Below are 16,114 nucleotides of genomic sequence, written 5' to 3'. Positions count from 1 at the left end.
GTCAATTTGAACGTTCGCTGGCATCTAAACGGCCTTGACGGGGGTATCCACGGCCACGCGTTCATCAGTCCGAGAGGAAGGGCGATGACGCAAGAGCGGCCAGGCCACCGTACAAGCCAGGAGCATCAGCGCACCGAGCAGCACCCCAGGGGGGTGCCACCACGCGGGGTCGGTGTAGGACTCGGGACGCGTCAGCTCGAGCCGCTCGACGTGGTACACGCAGGCCACGTGGACGGCAGCCAAGAAGACGGCGGACAACCCGATCAGTCGTGGCGTCTCGGCCGGCGCGAAGGCGGCGTCATCCAGGATGAGTCCGCACAGGGGCAGGAACCCGATGACGAACGGGATTTCGTACCGGCCCTGCCAGATGGCTCCCGCGCTCGGCATGAACACCAACGAGAGCACCACCGGCACGAGGAGCGACGCGACCGCGATCCAGAAGACGGCCCGGCGGACCCGGGCGGTCGCCCCTCTTCGCCAGGCACCGACCACAAGGAGGCCGATCACGCAGAACGCCAAGGGGTAGACCCCCAGCGGGGCCGGCTCGTCCCGGAACGGGAACGCACCGACCATCTGCATGGTGTAGGCAGGCAGGTTGAAGGCAAGGATCCACTTCTTCGTGTCCGGATCAGGTTGGACACCCGACGCGTGGCTGGCGATCACCTGCCACGTTGCCCACCAGCAGACACCGACCACCGTCGTGATGACGAATGTCGCGACCACACGTCTGTGACTCCGCACGATCGTCCAAGCGTGCCGAGAGCCGATCGTGGCGACCACCGCGGCCACGATCAGCACCACCCACATCGGGCCCAGCAGGCGCATGAACGTCAGGGGGAACACCGCGACCCCTGCCACCACGAGCAGGAACCGTTGGGTCCTCGGATCGTCGTCCGTCCTGACCGCTGCCAGGAGAGCTGCCCAGACGATGAAGGCGATCGCCATCTCGACGCCGTTCGATGAGGGGATCGTCCCGCTGAACAGCACCTCCGGGGTCAGCGCGGCCAGCACGCCCAGGCTCGTCCAGCGCCCGATCCCGGCGAAGGTCATGGTCCCCACGCCGATCGCGAGAAGTACCGCGCAGATCAGGGCAGTGGCAACACGCATCGCATAGTCTGCGGCGGCCCCGTGGAACGGCTTGGCCAGCGTGCCCACGACCAGATAGAAGAACGGGTCGTAGCCCCCAGCCGCCGTGGCCACCAGCGACCGGTCGCCCGACGTCTCGACCGCGTGGCAGTTGTCGTGGCCGACATAGGAGAGGGCAGTGCACTGCTTCTGCGCCGCGGTGACGATGTCCGTCGGCACCCACACCAGCAGGCCGCGTCCGTGAGGGGCACCCTGAGACAGATGGAGCTGTCCGCGTGCGACACCCGCTGCCCGATAGACGTGGTCGACCTCATCGCTGCCCCGGAACGGCGGGACAGCGATGATCCAGGCCGCTTCCGCGATGAGCACGGCGAGGAGCGCAATGACGCCGCGCCGCACCGCGACGCTCACGAGAAGCTCTCCGGCTGTGTCCTTGAGATCTCCGCCGTGACATGGCCGTCGTGTTCAGCCGCCCGTGCCTCTCGGATCGCCAGGGTCCGGGCCAGCGTGACGTACTTGCGCTCCAGCTCGGCCAGCCGTCGGAACAGCACCACAGACATGAGCATGAAAGCGACGGTGAGGACGTAGAGCAGCAGGTCGGCGCCTCGGCCGACCCCGACCTGGTTCGCCGCCCAGGTCAGGGCGTTGGGAAAGCCGACGCTGACCACGGCGGCCAACAGCGCGATGACGACGAAGCCCCGCCAGACGACTCGGTGCACGGCACGGCGACTGCCGCGCACGGCGTAGTACCCGACCACGGCAAGGGCGGCCAGGAGCAGGATCTTGATCAAGGGCTGGGTCATGGTCGTGGGCCTCGAGAAGGGGTCCGGTCCAGGCTAAGGCGTGACGGGTGCGAGCGTGGCGGAACGTAAAATCTCAGGGCAGGAGGTCGCGCACGACCGCGTCGGCGAGGAGCCGGCCCTGCCGGGTGAGGACCAGCCGCTCAGCGGCGAGCTCGACCAGGTCGCGGGCCATCAGGTCGGCGACGGCGGCGCGCCCGTGCGCGTCCAGGGCGAGGACCGGCAGCCCGTCGCGTAGGCGGATCTCGAGCAGCACCCGCTCCACCCGTCGGGTCTCGGCGTCGAGGGTCTCCCGGGCAGCGGCCGGACTGGTCGCCTCCGCGAGCCGTCCGGCGTACGCCGCGGGGTGCTTGACGTTCCACCAGCGGACGCCGCCGACGTGGCTGTGCGCCCCCGGCCCGATCCCCCACCAGTGCCCGCCGGTCCAGTACAGCTCGTTGTGCCGGCACCGGGTCGCCCGGTCGCGCGACCAGTTCGACACCTCGTACCACTCCAGTCCGGCCTCGGACAGGCGGTGGTCGGCGAGCAGGTACTTGTCCGCGAGGTCGTCGTCGTCCGGCGCTGCCAGCTCTCCGCGGGAGACCCGGCGGGCCAGGGCGGTGCCGGGCTCGATGATGAGGGAGTACGCCGAGAGGTGGTCCGGGTGGCAGCCGAGGGCCACCTCGAGCGAGGTTGCCCAGTCCGACAGCGACTCCCCGGGGGTCCCGTAGATGAGGTCCAGGCTCACCTCGTCGAAGCCGGCGCTGCGTGACCACTCGACGACAGCCGGGACCCGCAGCGGGTCGTGGGTGCGGTCGAGGGTGTTGAGCACGTGGTCGACGGCCGACTGCATCCCGAAGCTCATTCGGTTGAAGCCCGCCTCGCGCAGGGCCTCGAGATCCCACGCCGCCACACTGTCCGGGTTCGCCTCGGTGGTGACCTCGACGTCGGGCGAGAGACCGAACTCGGCCGCCACCGCCGCGAGCACCGTGGCGAGGTCGGCCGCGCCCAGCAGGGTCGGCGTACCTCCCCCGAAGAAGACGGTGTCGACGGGCAGGTCGCGGTCGCCGAGCACCGCCCGCGCCAGCCTGATCTCCGCGATCGCGGCCTCGGCGTACGTCGCGCGCGAGGCGCCGGGCTGGTCCCCCAGCTCGGCCGCCGTGTAGGTGTTGAAGTCGCAGTACCCGCACCGCACCGTGCAGAACGGCACGTGCACGTAGATCCCGAACGGTCCGGTGCCGAGCTCGGCCAGAGCGCTCTCGGGCAGCGACCCGTCGGCCGGGGCCGGGTCGCCCGGGGGAAGCGATGACGGCACCCCTTCATCCAACCAGAGGGGCGATGACCGTTCCGCTGTCGGCGAACGCGGAAACGCGGACCGCCGTACCGTCGTTGGATGCGACATGAGGGACGACCGGGACGAGGCTGCCGACCAGCGGCCCCTCGATGCCTACTCGGCGGCCGTGGTCGGTGTGGCCGAACGGCTGACCCCGCGGGTCGCCGCCCTGCACATCCGGAGCGGGCGCGGTGAGTCGGCCGGTTCCGCCGTGGTGCTGACCGCGGAGGGGCACCTGGTCACCAACGCACACGTCGTGGGCGACGCCACGGCGGGCGAGGCGTCGTTCGCCGACGGCACCTCGGCACTCGTCGAGGTGGTGGGCCGTGACCCGCTGTCGGACCTCGCGGTGCTCCGTGCCGATCGGGCCGTGCCCGATCCGCCCGAGTTCGGCGACGCCGACGGGCTGCGCGTCGGCCAGCTCGTGGTCGCTGTCGGCAACCCGCTGGGGCTGGCGGGCAGCGTGACCGCGGGTGTGATCAGCGCGCTGGGCCGCAGCATGCCGGCCCGCGGCCGCACGGCCGCCCGACTCATCGAGGACGTCATCCAGACCGACGCCTCCCTCAACCCGGGCAACTCGGGCGGGGCGCTCGCCGACGCGACCGGCCGTGTGGTGGGGATCAACACCGCGGTGGCCGGCATCGGTCTCGGTCTTGCCGTCCCCATGAACGGCACGACCAACCGGATCATCTACTCACTGCTGCACGACGGCCGGGTACGTCGCGCCTACCTGGGGCTGGTCACCGCGCCCGCGAGCCTGACGCCGGCGTGGGTCGACCGTACGGGTCGCCGCTCGGTGCTCCAGGTCGTCGAGGTCGTCGAGGGCAGCCCCGCGGCAGGCAGCGGCCTGCGGCGCGGCGACATGGTGCTGGCGGTCGATGGCCGCACTCTCGACGACGCCGGCTCGCTGCAGAGCCTGCTCCTCGGCGACGCGATCGGCAGCCGGGTCGAGATCACCGTGCTCCGCAACGGCGCCCTGGTGGACGTCGTCGCCGAGCCGGTCGAGCTCGTCGACTGATAGGTGGGCCCTGCGCGGTCTCAGCGCTTTCGCTCGATGTCGAGGTCCAGCACGTGGCCCTCGACGTCGTCGCCGGACTCGCGCTGGGGGCTGAAGTCGATGTTGCCCTCGTCGTCCAGCGGCAGGTACTGGCCCTCGACGTCGGTGGGGTCCGTCTCGTCGTTCAGGATGGTCTCGTTCGGGTCCTCGCTCATCGGTCTTACCTCTCCCTCGGCTGCGTGTGACCCCATCATGGGCCGCCTCACGGCATCGGTCTGTCAGGCTCCTGACAGACCGGGGCACCAGCACTCCCGGTCTGCAGCGAGGCGTTGGTCGTGTGCGCGCCAGTGGTCAGGACGCAGGGGGCCTCACGCGCGGAGGCGGCGTACGACGACGTCCTCGGCGAGCCGTCGCGACTCGCCCTGGCCGGTCACGGCCTCGAGGAACTCCTCGCGCGGCAGTGCGAGCAGCACGACGTCGTCGGCGGCGGTGATGGTGGCCGTGCGCGGGACGTCGCGGAGCAGACCGATCTCGCCGAAGTACTCGCCCGGGCCCTCCTCGCGAAGCAGGTACCCGTCGGTGGCGGTCACCCGGACGGTGCCGGACTCGATCACGTAGAACCGGTCCGACTCGTCGCCCTCGCGCACCACGACTCCGCCGGCCGGTACCTCGACCCTGACCAGGGCGCGCGCCAGCGCGTCGACGGTGATCGGGCTCAGCGGGCCGAACATCGCGATGGCCTGGAGCAGGGGCAGCCCCGCCGGCGCCTCGAGCCGGCGGTCCATGCGTCGCAGGTGTGGGAAGCCGAGCAGCGCCACTGCCCCGATCGCCAGACCGAGGATCGCCAACGTCGTACGCAGTCCCCACCAGTGGAGCATCACCGGCGTGATCGCGGACCCCAGGGCCATGGTCGCGATCAAGCAGGTCTCGAAGGCACCGAAGACGCGCCCGAGCACGGCATCAGGCGTGAGGCGCTGGATGACGGTGAACACGTTGACGTCGACCAGCGGGTTGGCGAAACCGATGAACGCCATCACCGCGAACGCCGCTCCGGGCGACGGCCAGATCGTGACCAGGATCAGTGGGATCGACCAGAGCATGACGCCGACGGAGAGGTCCTGGCCGAGCTTGTGCTTGGCGGCCCGGGAGATCGCGTAGATGCCGCCGAAGATGGCCGCCAGCCCGGACATGGAGTCGAGGAGGCCGACGCCCTTGGCTCCGGTGTGCAGGATCTCGACGGCCATCACCAGCGGGAAGACGGCGGTGGCGCCTGCGACCACGGTCTGGGCGGAGCCCTGGGTGACCGTGATCAGCAGGTCCTTGTCGCGCCAGATCGTGCGGAACCCCGCCGAGGTCTCGGCGAGGAATCGTTCCCTGTGCGGCGCCTCGTCGACCACCGGGGTGTTCGCGGGGGTCGACTCGAGGTCGGGCTTGACTCCGGTGTCCGTGGTTGCGGCGCCAGCGACCCGGATGCCGGCGACCATCAGTATCGACCACAGGTAGGACACGACGTTCAGCAAGAACACGATCTCCACGTCGGCGATCGCGAGCACGCCGGCACCGATCGCCGGACCGACGAAGATGGCGAGGCTCTCGAGCGTGCTGGCGGTGCCGTTGGACGCGGTCAGCTCCTCGGTGGTGTTGGCGAGCTGCGGAGTGATGGCGCCCTGGGCGGCGCGAAAGGACGAGCTGCCGAAGGGGGTCAGCACGGCCAGCGCGAAGAGCGGGAGGGCGGGGGTGCCGGCGTACAGGCACGCGGTCGCCGCGGTGATCAGGACGGCGCAGTAGAGGTCGCTGTAGATCATCACCCACTTGCGCGGGTAGCGATCGGCGAAGGTCGATACGAACGGCGTCGCGATGGCCAACAGGGCCAGCCGGAGGGCCATGTAGATGCCGACCGCCTTGGCGCCCCCGACGCCGTACGCCCAGACGGAGACGGCGGTGGCGTAGGCCCAGTTTCCGATCAGCGAGCCGGCGAAGGCCAGCTGCATGCGGCGCAGGTTGCGGTTGACGAAGACCGACGTCAGCGACGCGCCAGCCTCGTGGAAGAACGACCGGACCACCCCGCCGGATCGTCCCTCGGCAAGCCCCACGGCCTCGCCCACGGCACCCTCCCCAGTCGCGTCGAGCCCGAGCAGCGTCAGCGTAGGGGTCGGCCCGCCCGGCTGCCAGGCCCGACGAGCATCCGGGTCGTCCGCCCCAGTGGGCACAAGAACAGCCATCCAGGCGGACGACTGCGGACCCCTCGTGGGTCGTCCGCCCAGCTGGTCACTAGAACAACCACCGAGGCGGACGACCGCGAGGTTGTGGATGACCTCCGACGACCGACCCGATGAATCGCCACGCTGGTGGTCATGCCCGTACGACGTGCCACCACCTGGCGGGAGGTTGCCGGGGCCCAGTGCGGGCTCATCGCACGCCGCCAGCTCGTCGAGCTCGGCTACCACGATCACTACACGGACTCGCGGGTGGCGGCCGAGCAGTGGCAACTGGTCAGCGAGGTGGTCGTGTGCACCACGACCGGGACGCTGACACGTGAGCAGCTGATGTGGGCCGGTGTCCTCCATGCAGGCCGCGGAAGCGCCATCGGTGGTCTGACGGCTCTGGAGCGACGGGGTCTGCGCAACTGGCACCGAGACGAGATCACGGTCCTCCTTCCGAAGTCGCACAACCTGCAACCGTTGGAGGGCGTCCGCTTCGTGGAGACACGTAGGCCGATCGGCCTGTTCGCGACCGGCCGACTTCCGACCTGGCGCGCCGAGCCGGCCGCGCTGCTCTGTGCCGGATACACGGCCGGCGCGAACACGGCTCTCGGGCTTCTCGCCGCAGTGGTTCAGCAACGACTGACCACGCCAGGACGCCTGCTCGAGGACATGAGGCGGCTGCATCCGCTGCGCCGCTCCAAGCTCTTCCGGGCGAACCTTCAGGACGTGGCCGCCGGATCCCACTCGCTGGCTGAGCTCGGCGTGGCCCGCATGTGCCGTGACCAGGGACTCCCACTGCCGGACCGCCAGGTGCGGCGGGCGGACGCCTCGGGTCGTGACCGCTACCTCGACTGCGTGTGGCACCTCGCCGACGGGACAATCGTGATCCTGGAGGTGGACGGAGGCTTCCACATGGAGGTGGGGCATTGGGAGAGCGACATCCGGCGCGAGCGCGATCTCGTGACCACTGGCGCCGTGGTGCTGCGTTGCACGAGCCGCGAGGTGCGCGACGTACCGGAGAGAGTGGCTGCTTCCCTCCGTGCTGTCGGCGTCGGCCGGTCGTCCGCCTGAGAGGCCAGAAGAACAACCGCTCGAGCGGACGACCCCATGACGCGTTTCAGTCGTCCGCTTGGGTGGGCACTAGACGGACCACCGAGGCGGACGACCCGGAAAAGGCAGAGTCAGGAGTAGAAGGCGTCGATGACCGCGGCGTAGTTCTCCTCGACGACGTTCCGCTTGACCTTCATGGACGGCGTGAGCTCACCGGACTCGACGGAGAGGTCGTGGTCGAGGAGCTTCCACTTCTTGATGCTCTCCCACCGGTTCAGCCGGCGGTTCAGCTCCTCGACGTACCCCTGCACCATCTTCTGGCAGGCGTCCGAGCTGACGATCGATGGGTAGTCACCCGAGACGTCGTTCTCCTTCGCCCAGTCGGCAAGGGCGTCCGGGTCGAGGGTGATCAGGGCGACGACGAAGTTCCGCTCGTTGCCGAACACCACGAACTGGCTGGCGTAGGGGCAGATCGCCTTGAACTTCGACTCGATCGCGGGTGGGGCGATGTACTTGCCGCCCGAGGTCTTGAACAGCTCCTTGATCCGCCCGGTGATCCGCAGGAAGCCGTCGGCGTCGAGTTCGCCCTTGTCGCCGGTGTGCAGCCAGCCGTCGTCTGCCAGCGACTTCGCAGTCTCCTCGGGCAGGTTGTGGTACCCCTCCATCACGCCGGGACCCTTGATCAGGATCTCGTCGCCGTCTCCCAGCTTCACCTCGGACGCCGGGAAGACCGGCCCGACCGTGCCCATCTTGTAGTCGTCGGGGTGGTTCACGAACGACCCGGCCGAGGACTCGGTCAGCCCGTAGCCCTCGAGGATCAGGATCCCCGCGGCGTGGAACCACTCGGCGATCTCCTGGTTCAGCGCGGCCGCACCGGAGATGAAGAAGCGCACCCGGCCGCCGAAGCGCTCACGGATCTTGGCGAAGACCAGCTTGTCGAAGAGCCCGTGCTGGGCCTTGAGGAGGATCCCGGGGGTGCGGCCCTCGCGGACCGCGCGGTCGTAGGCGATGCCGACCTTGAAGGCCTGCTTGAAGATCGCCTCCTTGGCGCCGCCCTCGGCCGCCTGCATGGTGACGATCCGCGCATGCGCCTTCTCGAAGATCCGCGGCGCCGCGCCCATGAACGTCGGCTTCACCACGCCCAGGTTGTCCACGATCTTGTCGACCCGCCCGTCGATCGCGCAGGCGAACCCGCACGCCATCTGCGTCGACATCAGCACCTTGCCGAACGAGTGGGCCATCGGCAGCCAGCGGAACTCCAGGTCCGTCTCGTCCAGGATGTTCTGGGCCGCGATCGCCGACCCCTCGTAGACCCACGAGCGGTGCTGCAACCGCACGCCCTTCGGCCGACCGGTCGTGCCCGACGTGTAGATCAGCGTCGCCAGCTGGTCGGGCCGGATCTTGTCCGCCGTCTCGCGGACCACACCTTCGTGCTCGGCCACGTAGGTGTCGCCCAGAGCGCCGAGGTCCTCCAGCCCGATCACCCAGTCACCATCGGTAGCACCGTCGAAGGTGACGACCTTCGCGAGATGCGGCAGCTCGGCCTTGTGGTCCTTCAGCTTGGCGATCTGCTCGTCGTCCTCGGCGAAGACGATCCGGCACTCCGAGTCGCTGAGGATGTACGCCGTGTCCTCACCGTTGGTGGACGGGTAGACCGTCGTGGTCGCGCCGGCCGCGCACATCACCGCGAGGTCGGCCAGGATCCACTCGTACCGCGTGCCGGACGCGATGCCCACCCGCTGCTCCGGCTCGAGACCCAAGGCCAGCAGCCCGGCCGCGAACCGCGATACCTGCTCCCCGGCCTCGGCCCAGGTCACCGAGACCCACCGCTCCCCCTCCGGGTAGCGGAACGCCTCGTTGCGCGGGCTCCGGTCAACGCGGTCGAGGAACTGCAAGGCTGCGTTCGCGACCATGTGGTCGACGAATCCGGGGTCGATGCTGACGGGCAACGGTCTCTCCTGGGGCGGGGAACGGGACGCGGCGATCCGAGATCGTCAATCTAGTTGACGAGGTTACGCACGGGTAGCCAACGATCCGGAGCCCGCCGGGTCACTGGCGTCCCCGCTCACGCCTCCCTCACGTTTCCGGCGGCACGTGCCGGCCGAACACCAGCAGCCGGCCCTCCTCGTCGAGCAGGCCGGCGTCGCCCGTGCGTAGCCAGCCCTGGTCGAGCACGGCCTCGGTGTCGGCGCGGCGGCCGTGGTAGCCGTCCATGAGCCCGGGCCCGGCGACCTCGATCTCGCCCTCGTCGGAGATGCGCACCTCGGTGCCCACGAGCGGCAGACCGGCCGTCCGGCTGCCCGCTTCCCCCGGCCGGGCCACGCTCACCGCGCCAGCGGTCTCGGGCCGGCCGTACGCCTCGAGCACCGTGATGCCGGCCAGCTCGTAGAAGTCGGCCAGGTCCGCGTCGATCCCGCCCGCGCACACGACGAACCGGAGCCGGTCGCCGAACGTCTCGCCCACGTCGGTCCGCACCTTCTTCTCGACCCAGCGCCTGCGGTGGAAGAGGCTGGGCTGGCGGGCGTCCTCGATCGCGGTCCGCACCCGGTCGAGCATCGCCGGCGTGGCGGCCACGAACGTCGGACGCACCGCGGAGATCGAGGTCACGACGCTGTCGGCCCGCCCCTCCAACGCGATCGGGAAGCCACACGCCAGCTGGATCCCCAGCATCGCCTGGGCGTACGCCGTCGACAGCGGCAGCGCGACGTACAGCAGATCGTCCCGGGTCAGTTCTCCGAGCGCCGCCACCGCGGCCGCCTGGTAGGTCAACGCCGCATGACTGAGGCGTACGCCGCGGAGGTTGCCGCGCTGGTCGCGGGCGTACGGCAGGGCCGCCAGCCCCTGCCGGCGCACGGCGTACAACCGCTGCGACAACGCCCGAGGCTGCTCGACGAGGTGGTCGTGCCCCAGGCCGAGCAACCCCTCGAGCGTGATCACCCGGTCGTCCGGGAAGTCGCCGTCGATCTGGACCACCTTCGTCACGTCGCGGATCCGGGCCCGCACGCGCCACAACGTCTGGACGAGGTCGTAGTCCTCGGCCAGGACGATGCGCGCGCCCGAGTCGGCCAGCACCTGCGCGATCGTGTCGTCGTCGGCCGTCGGGTCGACCGCGGTGACCGCCGCACCCGTCCAGAGGATCGCGAGATACCCGAGCACCCACTCGTAGCGCGTCGACGCGATGATCGCGACCCGGTCCTGGGGCTCCACCTCGAGGGCCAGCAGCCCGGCGGCCAGGCCCACGACGAGGTCGTTGGTATGCCCCCAGCTCGACTCCTGCCAACCACCCTCGACCGGGTAGTAGAACGCGTCCTCGTCGGGCGTGTCCTCGACCCGCTGGCGGAACATGTGCAGGAGGGACCGTGGGCGCTTGTCGATCACCACGGGGTCGATCGTCACCCGCACGCTCCCTCACTCGACGCTGGCGTCACTCTAGTGAGCGGAGGGCCCTCAGTCCTGGACCGCCTTGCTGATGGCCACGCATCGGGTGATCCACTCCCGTTCCTCGTCGTCGAGGGGGCGCCCGGCACGCTGGGCGTCCTGGATCGACCAGTTGGCGTTCAGGACCATCCGTACGACGACCCAGTCGCGCGCACGCTCCTCCCCCAGCCCGGCGGCGTCGACCAGCGTGTGGAACCTCCGCCGCAGCCCCTCGCGCACGTCGCCGGCCAGCTCGTCGTACCGGTTCCAGAGCATCGGCGCCAGCTCGTAGTGGGGGTCGCCCGACATCGGCTTCGGGTCGATCACCAACCACGGCTCGCGGTCGGCGGCCAGGACGTTCTCGTAGTGGAGGTCGCCGTGGATGATCCTGCCGACACTTGCCGGATCGGCCACGAAGTCACGCCCGAGCGCCAGCGCCTGCTCCACCATCCGGTGCGGGATCGGGATGTCGCGCGGCTGCGCGGCAAGGTCGTCCAGCCAACGCTCGACGTACGACGTGACCGGCGCCAGCTGCGGCAGTGCCGGCCGGTGGAGCCGCGGGTACAGCCCCGCCACGACCTGGCACGCCTCGATGTCCCACAGCTCGGTGAGGTCGCGCCGATGGAGCCGTTCGAGCAGCAGGGCGCGACGGTTCGGATCGGCGCGCAGCAGGCGGACGACGCCGTCTCCCTGGTAGTGCTGCAGCACGAGCCCCTCGTGCAGCGACTCGGTGTCGCCGTCGAAGCTGATCTTGAGCACCGCCGGCTCGCCGTCCTCGGTGACGACCGGCGCCACCAACGAGCAGAACCCGTGCCACAGGTCCTCGCCGTCCCGCGCCAGACCCCACTCCTCCAGCACGTCGGTGAGGAGGCGCGGCAGGGAGTCCAGCCAGCCGGCCCAGTCCGGCCCGAGCTCGCGCTGCTCGTCGAGGCCGGCGGGCAGGCGGAGGGGCATGCGCGTCATCGTGGCACGCGCCCGTCGCGTCGGTGCGCCCCCCTACGGTGGTGCCGTGACGGCGTACGACTGGGACGAGCTGCGGGGGCTGAGCCTGGCCCGGCAGTTCCCCGACGTGGGCTCTCGCGGCGTGGGCAGCGTGGCCGAGACTGTCCGCCGGATGGGTCCGATCCAGTCCCAGACCGCACGCTCGCCGTACGTCGCTCTGGGGGCGCGCCTCCCGGGCGTCACCCACGCCGCCGTGACCGAGGCGTACGAGTGCCACGCGATCGTGCGTGGGAGCTCGATCCGGGGCACGGTCCACACCTCGACGTCGGCGCACCATGCCCTCCTCGACGCCGTCACCCGCGTCGCCCAGCGCGCGATCTGGGTGCGCCACCTCCAGCTCCAGCACACCGAGGTGGAGGACCTCTGGCGGGCGACGGAGGCCTTCGCCGACGAGGAGTGGCGCTCGCCCGACGAGCTCCTCGAGCACCTGCGCGGCTGGATGCAAGCGCACGACGAGGCGACACCCGAGCTGATCGACCGCGGCCTTGGTCGCTACCTCACGTTCGGGCACGGCGGCCTGCTGCGCCGTCCGTTGAAGGGTGCCTGGTCGGGTCAGGGCGCGCCGGGATACCGCGCGGCCACCGCCGTGCTGCCCGAGCGGGCTGTTCCCGACGACCCGCTGCTGGAGGCGGTCCGGCTCCACATCACGTCGTACGGCCCGGCGAGCCGGCGCGACGTCGCCTGGTGGTCGGGGCTGGGGCTGCGCCAGGTCGACGACCTGCTCGGTCAGCTGGACCTCAGCTGGCGCGACGGGCCGGGGGGTCAGCCGTACGCCGACGTCGCCGACCCGCCGCCACCGAGCGAGCAGCCAGGCGTCCGACTTCTCCCGGAGTTCGACGCGGTCCTGTGCGGCTACGACCCGAAGGCCCGCGACCGCTTCGTCTCCCCCGCCGACCACGAGCTGCTGTGGCTGCGCAACAACGGCTTGATGCTGGCGCCGGTGCTCGTCGACGGGCGGATCGGCGGCTCCTGGCGGATCGAGGGCACCGGTCGCGACAAGACGCTCGCGATCTCGTCGTTCGCCGGCTCACGGAAGCCACGGAAGGCCGAGCTCGACGAGCCGGCCTCCGCGCTCGCAGGCGCGCTCGACATCGACCTCGCGTCGGTGACCGTCAGTCGCGGCTGAACCTCAGGCGTGCGTCCCGACGAAGTACGCCGTCGCCACCGACCGGTGCAGGACGCGGTGCGTGGTCCCGCTCTTCCAGATCCGCACCCTCCAGGGCTGCGGCAGCGGCAGGCCTCATCGAAGGTCCCCCCTTGGTAGATGTTCCCGGTGGGACGCGGTCATGCCGGGGATGGTTGCGTCCCGCTCAGCCAGACATCGGGTGGGAGATGGGGCTTGCCGGGGACGGCGAAGGTCTTCTCCGAGACGTCGACCAGCACCTCGGAGGCGAGCCGTCGCCAGAACGACGCCGCCCGCGGGTTCTCGTTCTGGAACGGGATCGCCCAACCACCCGGGTAGTGCACGAACACCTCGCGCGCGAAGTCTCCCGCGACTCCGCGCCCGCGCGCGGACCGGCTGACGAAGAACTCGCCCATCAGCCGCGACTCGCGGGTGATGCCATGCACCAGCGCGAAGCCGCATGGCACGTCGCCGAGCCGGGCGAGGTAGCCCACGGAGTCGTCACCCTCGACGTACCCCGGGAGACGTCGCGCTTGGAAGAGGCCGTCCGGGTCGGGCGAGCTGTGCCGGAACTCCGAGAGGTCGTGCTGGTAGAGCTGCCAGAGCCGCTCGACGACGGGCCAGTCGTCGGGGCCGCACTCCGCGACGCGTAGCGGCCATGCCTCGTCCACGACCAGGTCGGCGATGCCGTCGGGAAGCAGGCCGAGCAGCGGCAGCTCGCCGGCCGTCGCCCAGAGCGGCTGGAAGTGGTTGTCGTCCGACTGCTCCTCGGCCTCGGGTCCGCCCACCACCGGCTCGCCCTCGGGGACGTCGACCAGGACGTACGACGCGCGCCGGCCGCCGTGGTCGCCGTCGAACAGGTGTCGCACCACGGTGCCGCACAGCGAGCATTCCTCGGCCAGCTCGCGGACCGCGGCATCAGCCGCGGACTCGCCCGCCTCGATGCCGTCGCCGGGCAGCACGGCGTACTCGCGGCCGTCGAGGCGGCGGGCGATCACCAGTACCTTGGCGCCGCGGACGACCACGGCGACGCCGCGCGGCGTGGGATCTCCGAGCGGAACCCTGGGAGTCACCTCTTGGCCGGCTTCTCCCCCGTGGCACCGGTGGAGAGGGCGGCGATGAACGCCTCCTGGGGCACCTCGACCCGGCCGACCATCTTCATGCGCTTCTTGCCCTCCTTCTGCTTCTCCAGCAGCTTGCGCTTGCGGGTGATGTCACCGCCGTAGCACTTGGCGAGCACGTCCTTGCGGAGCGCGCGGATGTTCTCGCGGGCGATCACCCGGGCACCGATCGCGGCCTGGATCGGCACCTCGAACTGCTGCCGAGGGATCAGCTCCTTGAGCTTCCCGGCCAGCATCACGCCATAGGAGTACGCCGCCTCGCGGTGCACGATCGCCGAGAACGCGTCGACGGGCTCGCCCTGGAGCAGGATGTCGACCTTCACCAGGTCGGCCGCCTGCTCGCCGGAGAGCTCGTAGTCGAGCGACGCGTAGCCCTTGGTGCGTGACTTCAGCTGGTCGAAGAAGTCGAACACGATCTCGCCCATGGGCAGCGTGTAACGCATCTCGACCCGGTCGGCGGACAGGTAGTCCATACCCAACAGGGAGCCGCGCTTGGTCTGGCAGAGCTCCATGATCGTGCCGATGTAGTCGCTCGGGGCGAGGATGGTGGCGCGCACGACCGGCTCGCGGACCTCGGCGATCTTCCCGTCGGGGTACTCGCTGGGGTTGGTGACCGTGTGGACGGTGCCGTCCTCCATCGCCACCTCGTAGACGACGTTGGGCGCCGTCGAGATCAGGTCGAGGTCGGACTCGCGCTCGAGCCGCTCTCGGACGATGTCCATGTGCAACAGGCCCAGGAAGCCGCAGCGAAAGCCGAAGCCGAGTGCGCCGGAGGTCTCGGGCTCGTAGCTGAGCGCCGCGTCGTTGAGCTGGAGCTTGTCGAGAGCCTCACGGAGGTCCGGGTAGTCGTCGCCGTCGATCGGGTACAGCCCGGCGAAGACCATCGGGTTGGGGTGCTGGTACCCACCGAGCGCCGTGGTCGCGCCGTGGTGCTGACTGGTGACCGTGTCCCCGACCCGCGACTGGCGGACGTCCTTCACGCCGGTGATCAGATAGCCGACCTCGCCGACCCCGAGGTCGCCGGCCTTGACCGGCTCGGGGCTGATCACGCCGACCTCGAGCATCTCGTGGACCGCGCCGGTCGACATCATCTTGATCCGGTCGCGGTGGCTGAGCCTGCCGTCCATCACCCGGACGTAGGTCACGACCCCGCGGTAGGTGTCGTAGACGGAGTCGAAGATCAGGGCCCGCGGCGGTGCGTCCGCGTCACCGACCGGCGGTGGGGTCTGCTTGACGATCTCGTTGAGGACGGCGGAGACGCCCTCGCCGGTCTTGGCGCTGACGCGGAACACTTCGGCGGGGTCGCAGCCGATGATGTGGGCGAGCTCCTCGGCGTACTTCTCGGGGTCGGCGCTGGGCAGGTCGATCTTGTTGAGCACCGGGATGACGTGGAGGTCGGCGCCCAGCGCGAGATAGAGGTTGGCGAGGGTCTGCGCCTCGATGCCCTGGGCGGCGTCGACGAGGAGCACGGCGGCCTCGCACGCCGCCAGCGACCGAGAGACCTCGTAGGTGAAGTCGACGTGCCCAGGGGTGTCGATCATGTTGAGCACGTAGGTGCCGGGCTTCGCGCCCTGCTCGTTGCCGGCCTGGATCGTCCAGGGCATCCGGACGGCCTGGCTCTTGATGGTGATGCCGCGCTCGCGCTCGATGTCCATCCGGTCGAGGTACTGGGCCCGCGCGCTGCGCTCGTCCACGACGCCGGTCAGCTGCAGCATCCGGTCGGCCAGCGTCGACTTGCCGTGGTCGATGTGGGCGATGATGCAGAAGTTCCGGATGGCCGCGGGGTCGGTACGACCCGGCACGGGCACGGACGGGATGGGCACGGCAGACCTTCGACAGGAATCGGGCGGGTTCGGTCGTGCCGATTCTTCCACGCGTCACCCGTCGACCCGGATTCGCCGACCACGACGACAACCGCAGCGGGGAGGCCCTGTCCCGGGCCTCCACGCTGCGGTCGTCCCCCCGTTGTCCCCGTGATCCCGCCTCCCGGTCCCCGCGGCCG

General features: G+C 70.3%; 13 protein-coding genes. 3 read left to right on the top strand and 10 right to left on the bottom strand.

The window, feature by feature from the left end:
• Positions 1-24 precede the first annotated feature (24 nt).
• The 3 genes from VGJ24_RS06240 to hemW form a co-directional block, all read right to left on the bottom strand.
• Positions 25-1,497 carry a DUF2142 domain-containing protein gene (locus tag VGJ24_RS06240; protein WP_331499648.1) on the bottom strand — a complete coding sequence of 491 codons (1,473 nt, stop codon included), beginning with the start codon at positions 1,495-1,497 and terminating at the stop codon, positions 25-27.
• A complete protein-coding gene (locus VGJ24_RS06235) occupies positions 1,494-1,889 on the bottom strand; it encodes a DUF2304 domain-containing protein (protein WP_331499647.1) in 396 nt (131 codons plus the stop codon). Before VGJ24_RS06235 ends, VGJ24_RS06240 begins: the two co-directional genes overlap by 4 nt.
• 73 nt (positions 1,890-1,962) lie before the next feature.
• Positions 1,963-3,180 (bottom strand): radical SAM family heme chaperone HemW, encoded by a 1,218-nt coding sequence (hemW, locus tag VGJ24_RS06230; RefSeq protein ID WP_331499646.1) that lies wholly within the window; start codon positions 3,178-3,180, stop codon positions 1,963-1,965.
• A gap of 85 nt (positions 3,181-3,265) precedes the next feature.
• On the opposite strand from hemW, the gene VGJ24_RS06225 reads away from it, so the two are divergent.
• Positions 3,266-4,216, top strand: coding sequence for a S1C family serine protease (locus VGJ24_RS06225; protein WP_331499645.1), 951 nt, complete (start codon positions 3,266-3,268; stop codon positions 4,214-4,216).
• A 20-nt stretch (positions 4,217-4,236) separates the two neighbouring features.
• Here the strand turns inward: VGJ24_RS06225 and VGJ24_RS06220 are convergent, their stop codons facing one another.
• Both VGJ24_RS06220 and VGJ24_RS06215 read right to left on the bottom strand, forming a co-directional pair.
• Positions 4,237-4,410 carry a hypothetical protein gene (locus tag VGJ24_RS06220; RefSeq protein ID WP_331499644.1) on the bottom strand — a complete coding sequence of 58 codons (174 nt, stop codon included), beginning with the start codon at positions 4,408-4,410 and terminating at the stop codon, positions 4,237-4,239.
• A 153-nt stretch (positions 4,411-4,563) separates the two neighbouring features.
• Positions 4,564-6,300, bottom strand: a complete 1,737-nt coding sequence (locus VGJ24_RS06215; RefSeq protein WP_331499642.1) for an MFS transporter — start codon at positions 6,298-6,300, stop codon at positions 4,564-4,566.
• A gap of 249 nt (positions 6,301-6,549) precedes the next feature.
• Between VGJ24_RS06215 and VGJ24_RS06210 the strand changes: the two genes are divergently transcribed.
• Positions 6,550-7,470 carry a hypothetical protein gene (locus VGJ24_RS06210; RefSeq protein ID WP_331499641.1) on the top strand — a complete coding sequence of 307 codons (921 nt, stop codon included), beginning with the start codon at positions 6,550-6,552 and terminating at the stop codon, positions 7,468-7,470.
• A 110-nt stretch (positions 7,471-7,580) separates the two neighbouring features.
• Here VGJ24_RS06210 and VGJ24_RS06205 read toward each other — a convergent pair whose 3' ends face one another.
• The 3 genes from VGJ24_RS06205 to VGJ24_RS06195 all read right to left on the bottom strand — a co-directional run bounded on the left by VGJ24_RS06205 (position 7,581) and on the right by VGJ24_RS06195 (position 11,820).
• Positions 7,581-9,398: a long-chain fatty acid--CoA ligase gene (locus tag VGJ24_RS06205; protein ID WP_331499640.1), complete on the bottom strand. Its 1,818-nt coding sequence runs from the start codon at positions 9,396-9,398 to the stop codon at positions 7,581-7,583.
• 127 nt (positions 9,399-9,525) lie between these two features.
• Positions 9,526-10,845, bottom strand: coding sequence for an AMP-binding protein (locus VGJ24_RS06200; protein WP_331499639.1), 1,320 nt, complete (start codon positions 10,843-10,845; stop codon positions 9,526-9,528).
• Between the two features lie 51 nt (positions 10,846-10,896).
• Positions 10,897-11,820: an aminoglycoside phosphotransferase family protein gene (locus tag VGJ24_RS06195; RefSeq protein WP_331499638.1), complete on the bottom strand. Its 924-nt coding sequence runs from the start codon at positions 11,818-11,820 to the stop codon at positions 10,897-10,899.
• A 55-nt stretch (positions 11,821-11,875) separates the two neighbouring features.
• Between VGJ24_RS06195 and VGJ24_RS06190 the strand changes: the two genes are divergently transcribed.
• Positions 11,876-12,994: a winged helix DNA-binding domain-containing protein gene (locus VGJ24_RS06190; protein WP_331499636.1), complete on the top strand. Its 1,119-nt coding sequence runs from the start codon at positions 11,876-11,878 to the stop codon at positions 12,992-12,994.
• A gap of 158 nt (positions 12,995-13,152) precedes the next feature.
• Here VGJ24_RS06190 and VGJ24_RS06185 read toward each other — a convergent pair whose 3' ends face one another.
• Together VGJ24_RS06185 and lepA are read right to left on the bottom strand one after the other, a co-directional pair.
• Positions 13,153-14,064, bottom strand: coding sequence for an NUDIX domain-containing protein (locus tag VGJ24_RS06185; protein ID WP_331499635.1), 912 nt, complete (start codon positions 14,062-14,064; stop codon positions 13,153-13,155).
• A complete protein-coding gene (gene lepA, locus VGJ24_RS06180) occupies positions 14,061-15,935 on the bottom strand; it encodes a translation elongation factor 4 (protein WP_331499634.1) in 1,875 nt (624 codons plus the stop codon). Before lepA ends, VGJ24_RS06185 begins: the two co-directional genes overlap by 4 nt.
• Between the last annotated feature and the right edge of the window lie 179 nt (positions 15,936-16,114).

Source organism: Nocardioides sp., assembly GCF_036493135.1.
Classification (GTDB): domain Bacteria; phylum Actinomycetota; class Actinomycetes; order Propionibacteriales; family Nocardioidaceae; genus Nocardioides.
The sequence above is the reverse complement of the archived record's forward strand: the minus strand, read 5'-3'. Positions and strand labels throughout refer to the sequence as shown.

Bases quoted from the DNA above. Each gene is read 5' to 3' on its own strand.
- VGJ24_RS06220 (WP_331499644.1), bottom strand. From the start codon at position 4,410: ATGAGCGAGGACCCGAACGAGACCATCCTGAACGACGAGACGGACCCC.
- VGJ24_RS06210 (WP_331499641.1), top strand. From the start codon at position 6,550: ATGCCCGTACGACGTGCCACCACCTGGCGGGAGGTTGCCGGGGCCCAG.
- VGJ24_RS06235 (WP_331499647.1), bottom strand. From the start codon at position 1,889: ATGACCCAGCCCTTGATCAAGATCCTGCTCCTGGCCGCCCTTGCCGTG.
- VGJ24_RS06225 (WP_331499645.1), top strand. From the start codon at position 3,266: ATGAGGGACGACCGGGACGAGGCTGCCGACCAGCGGCCCCTCGATGCC.
- VGJ24_RS06195 (WP_331499638.1), bottom strand. From the start codon at position 11,820: ATGCCCCTCCGCCTGCCCGCCGGCCTCGACGAGCAGCGCGAGCTCGGG.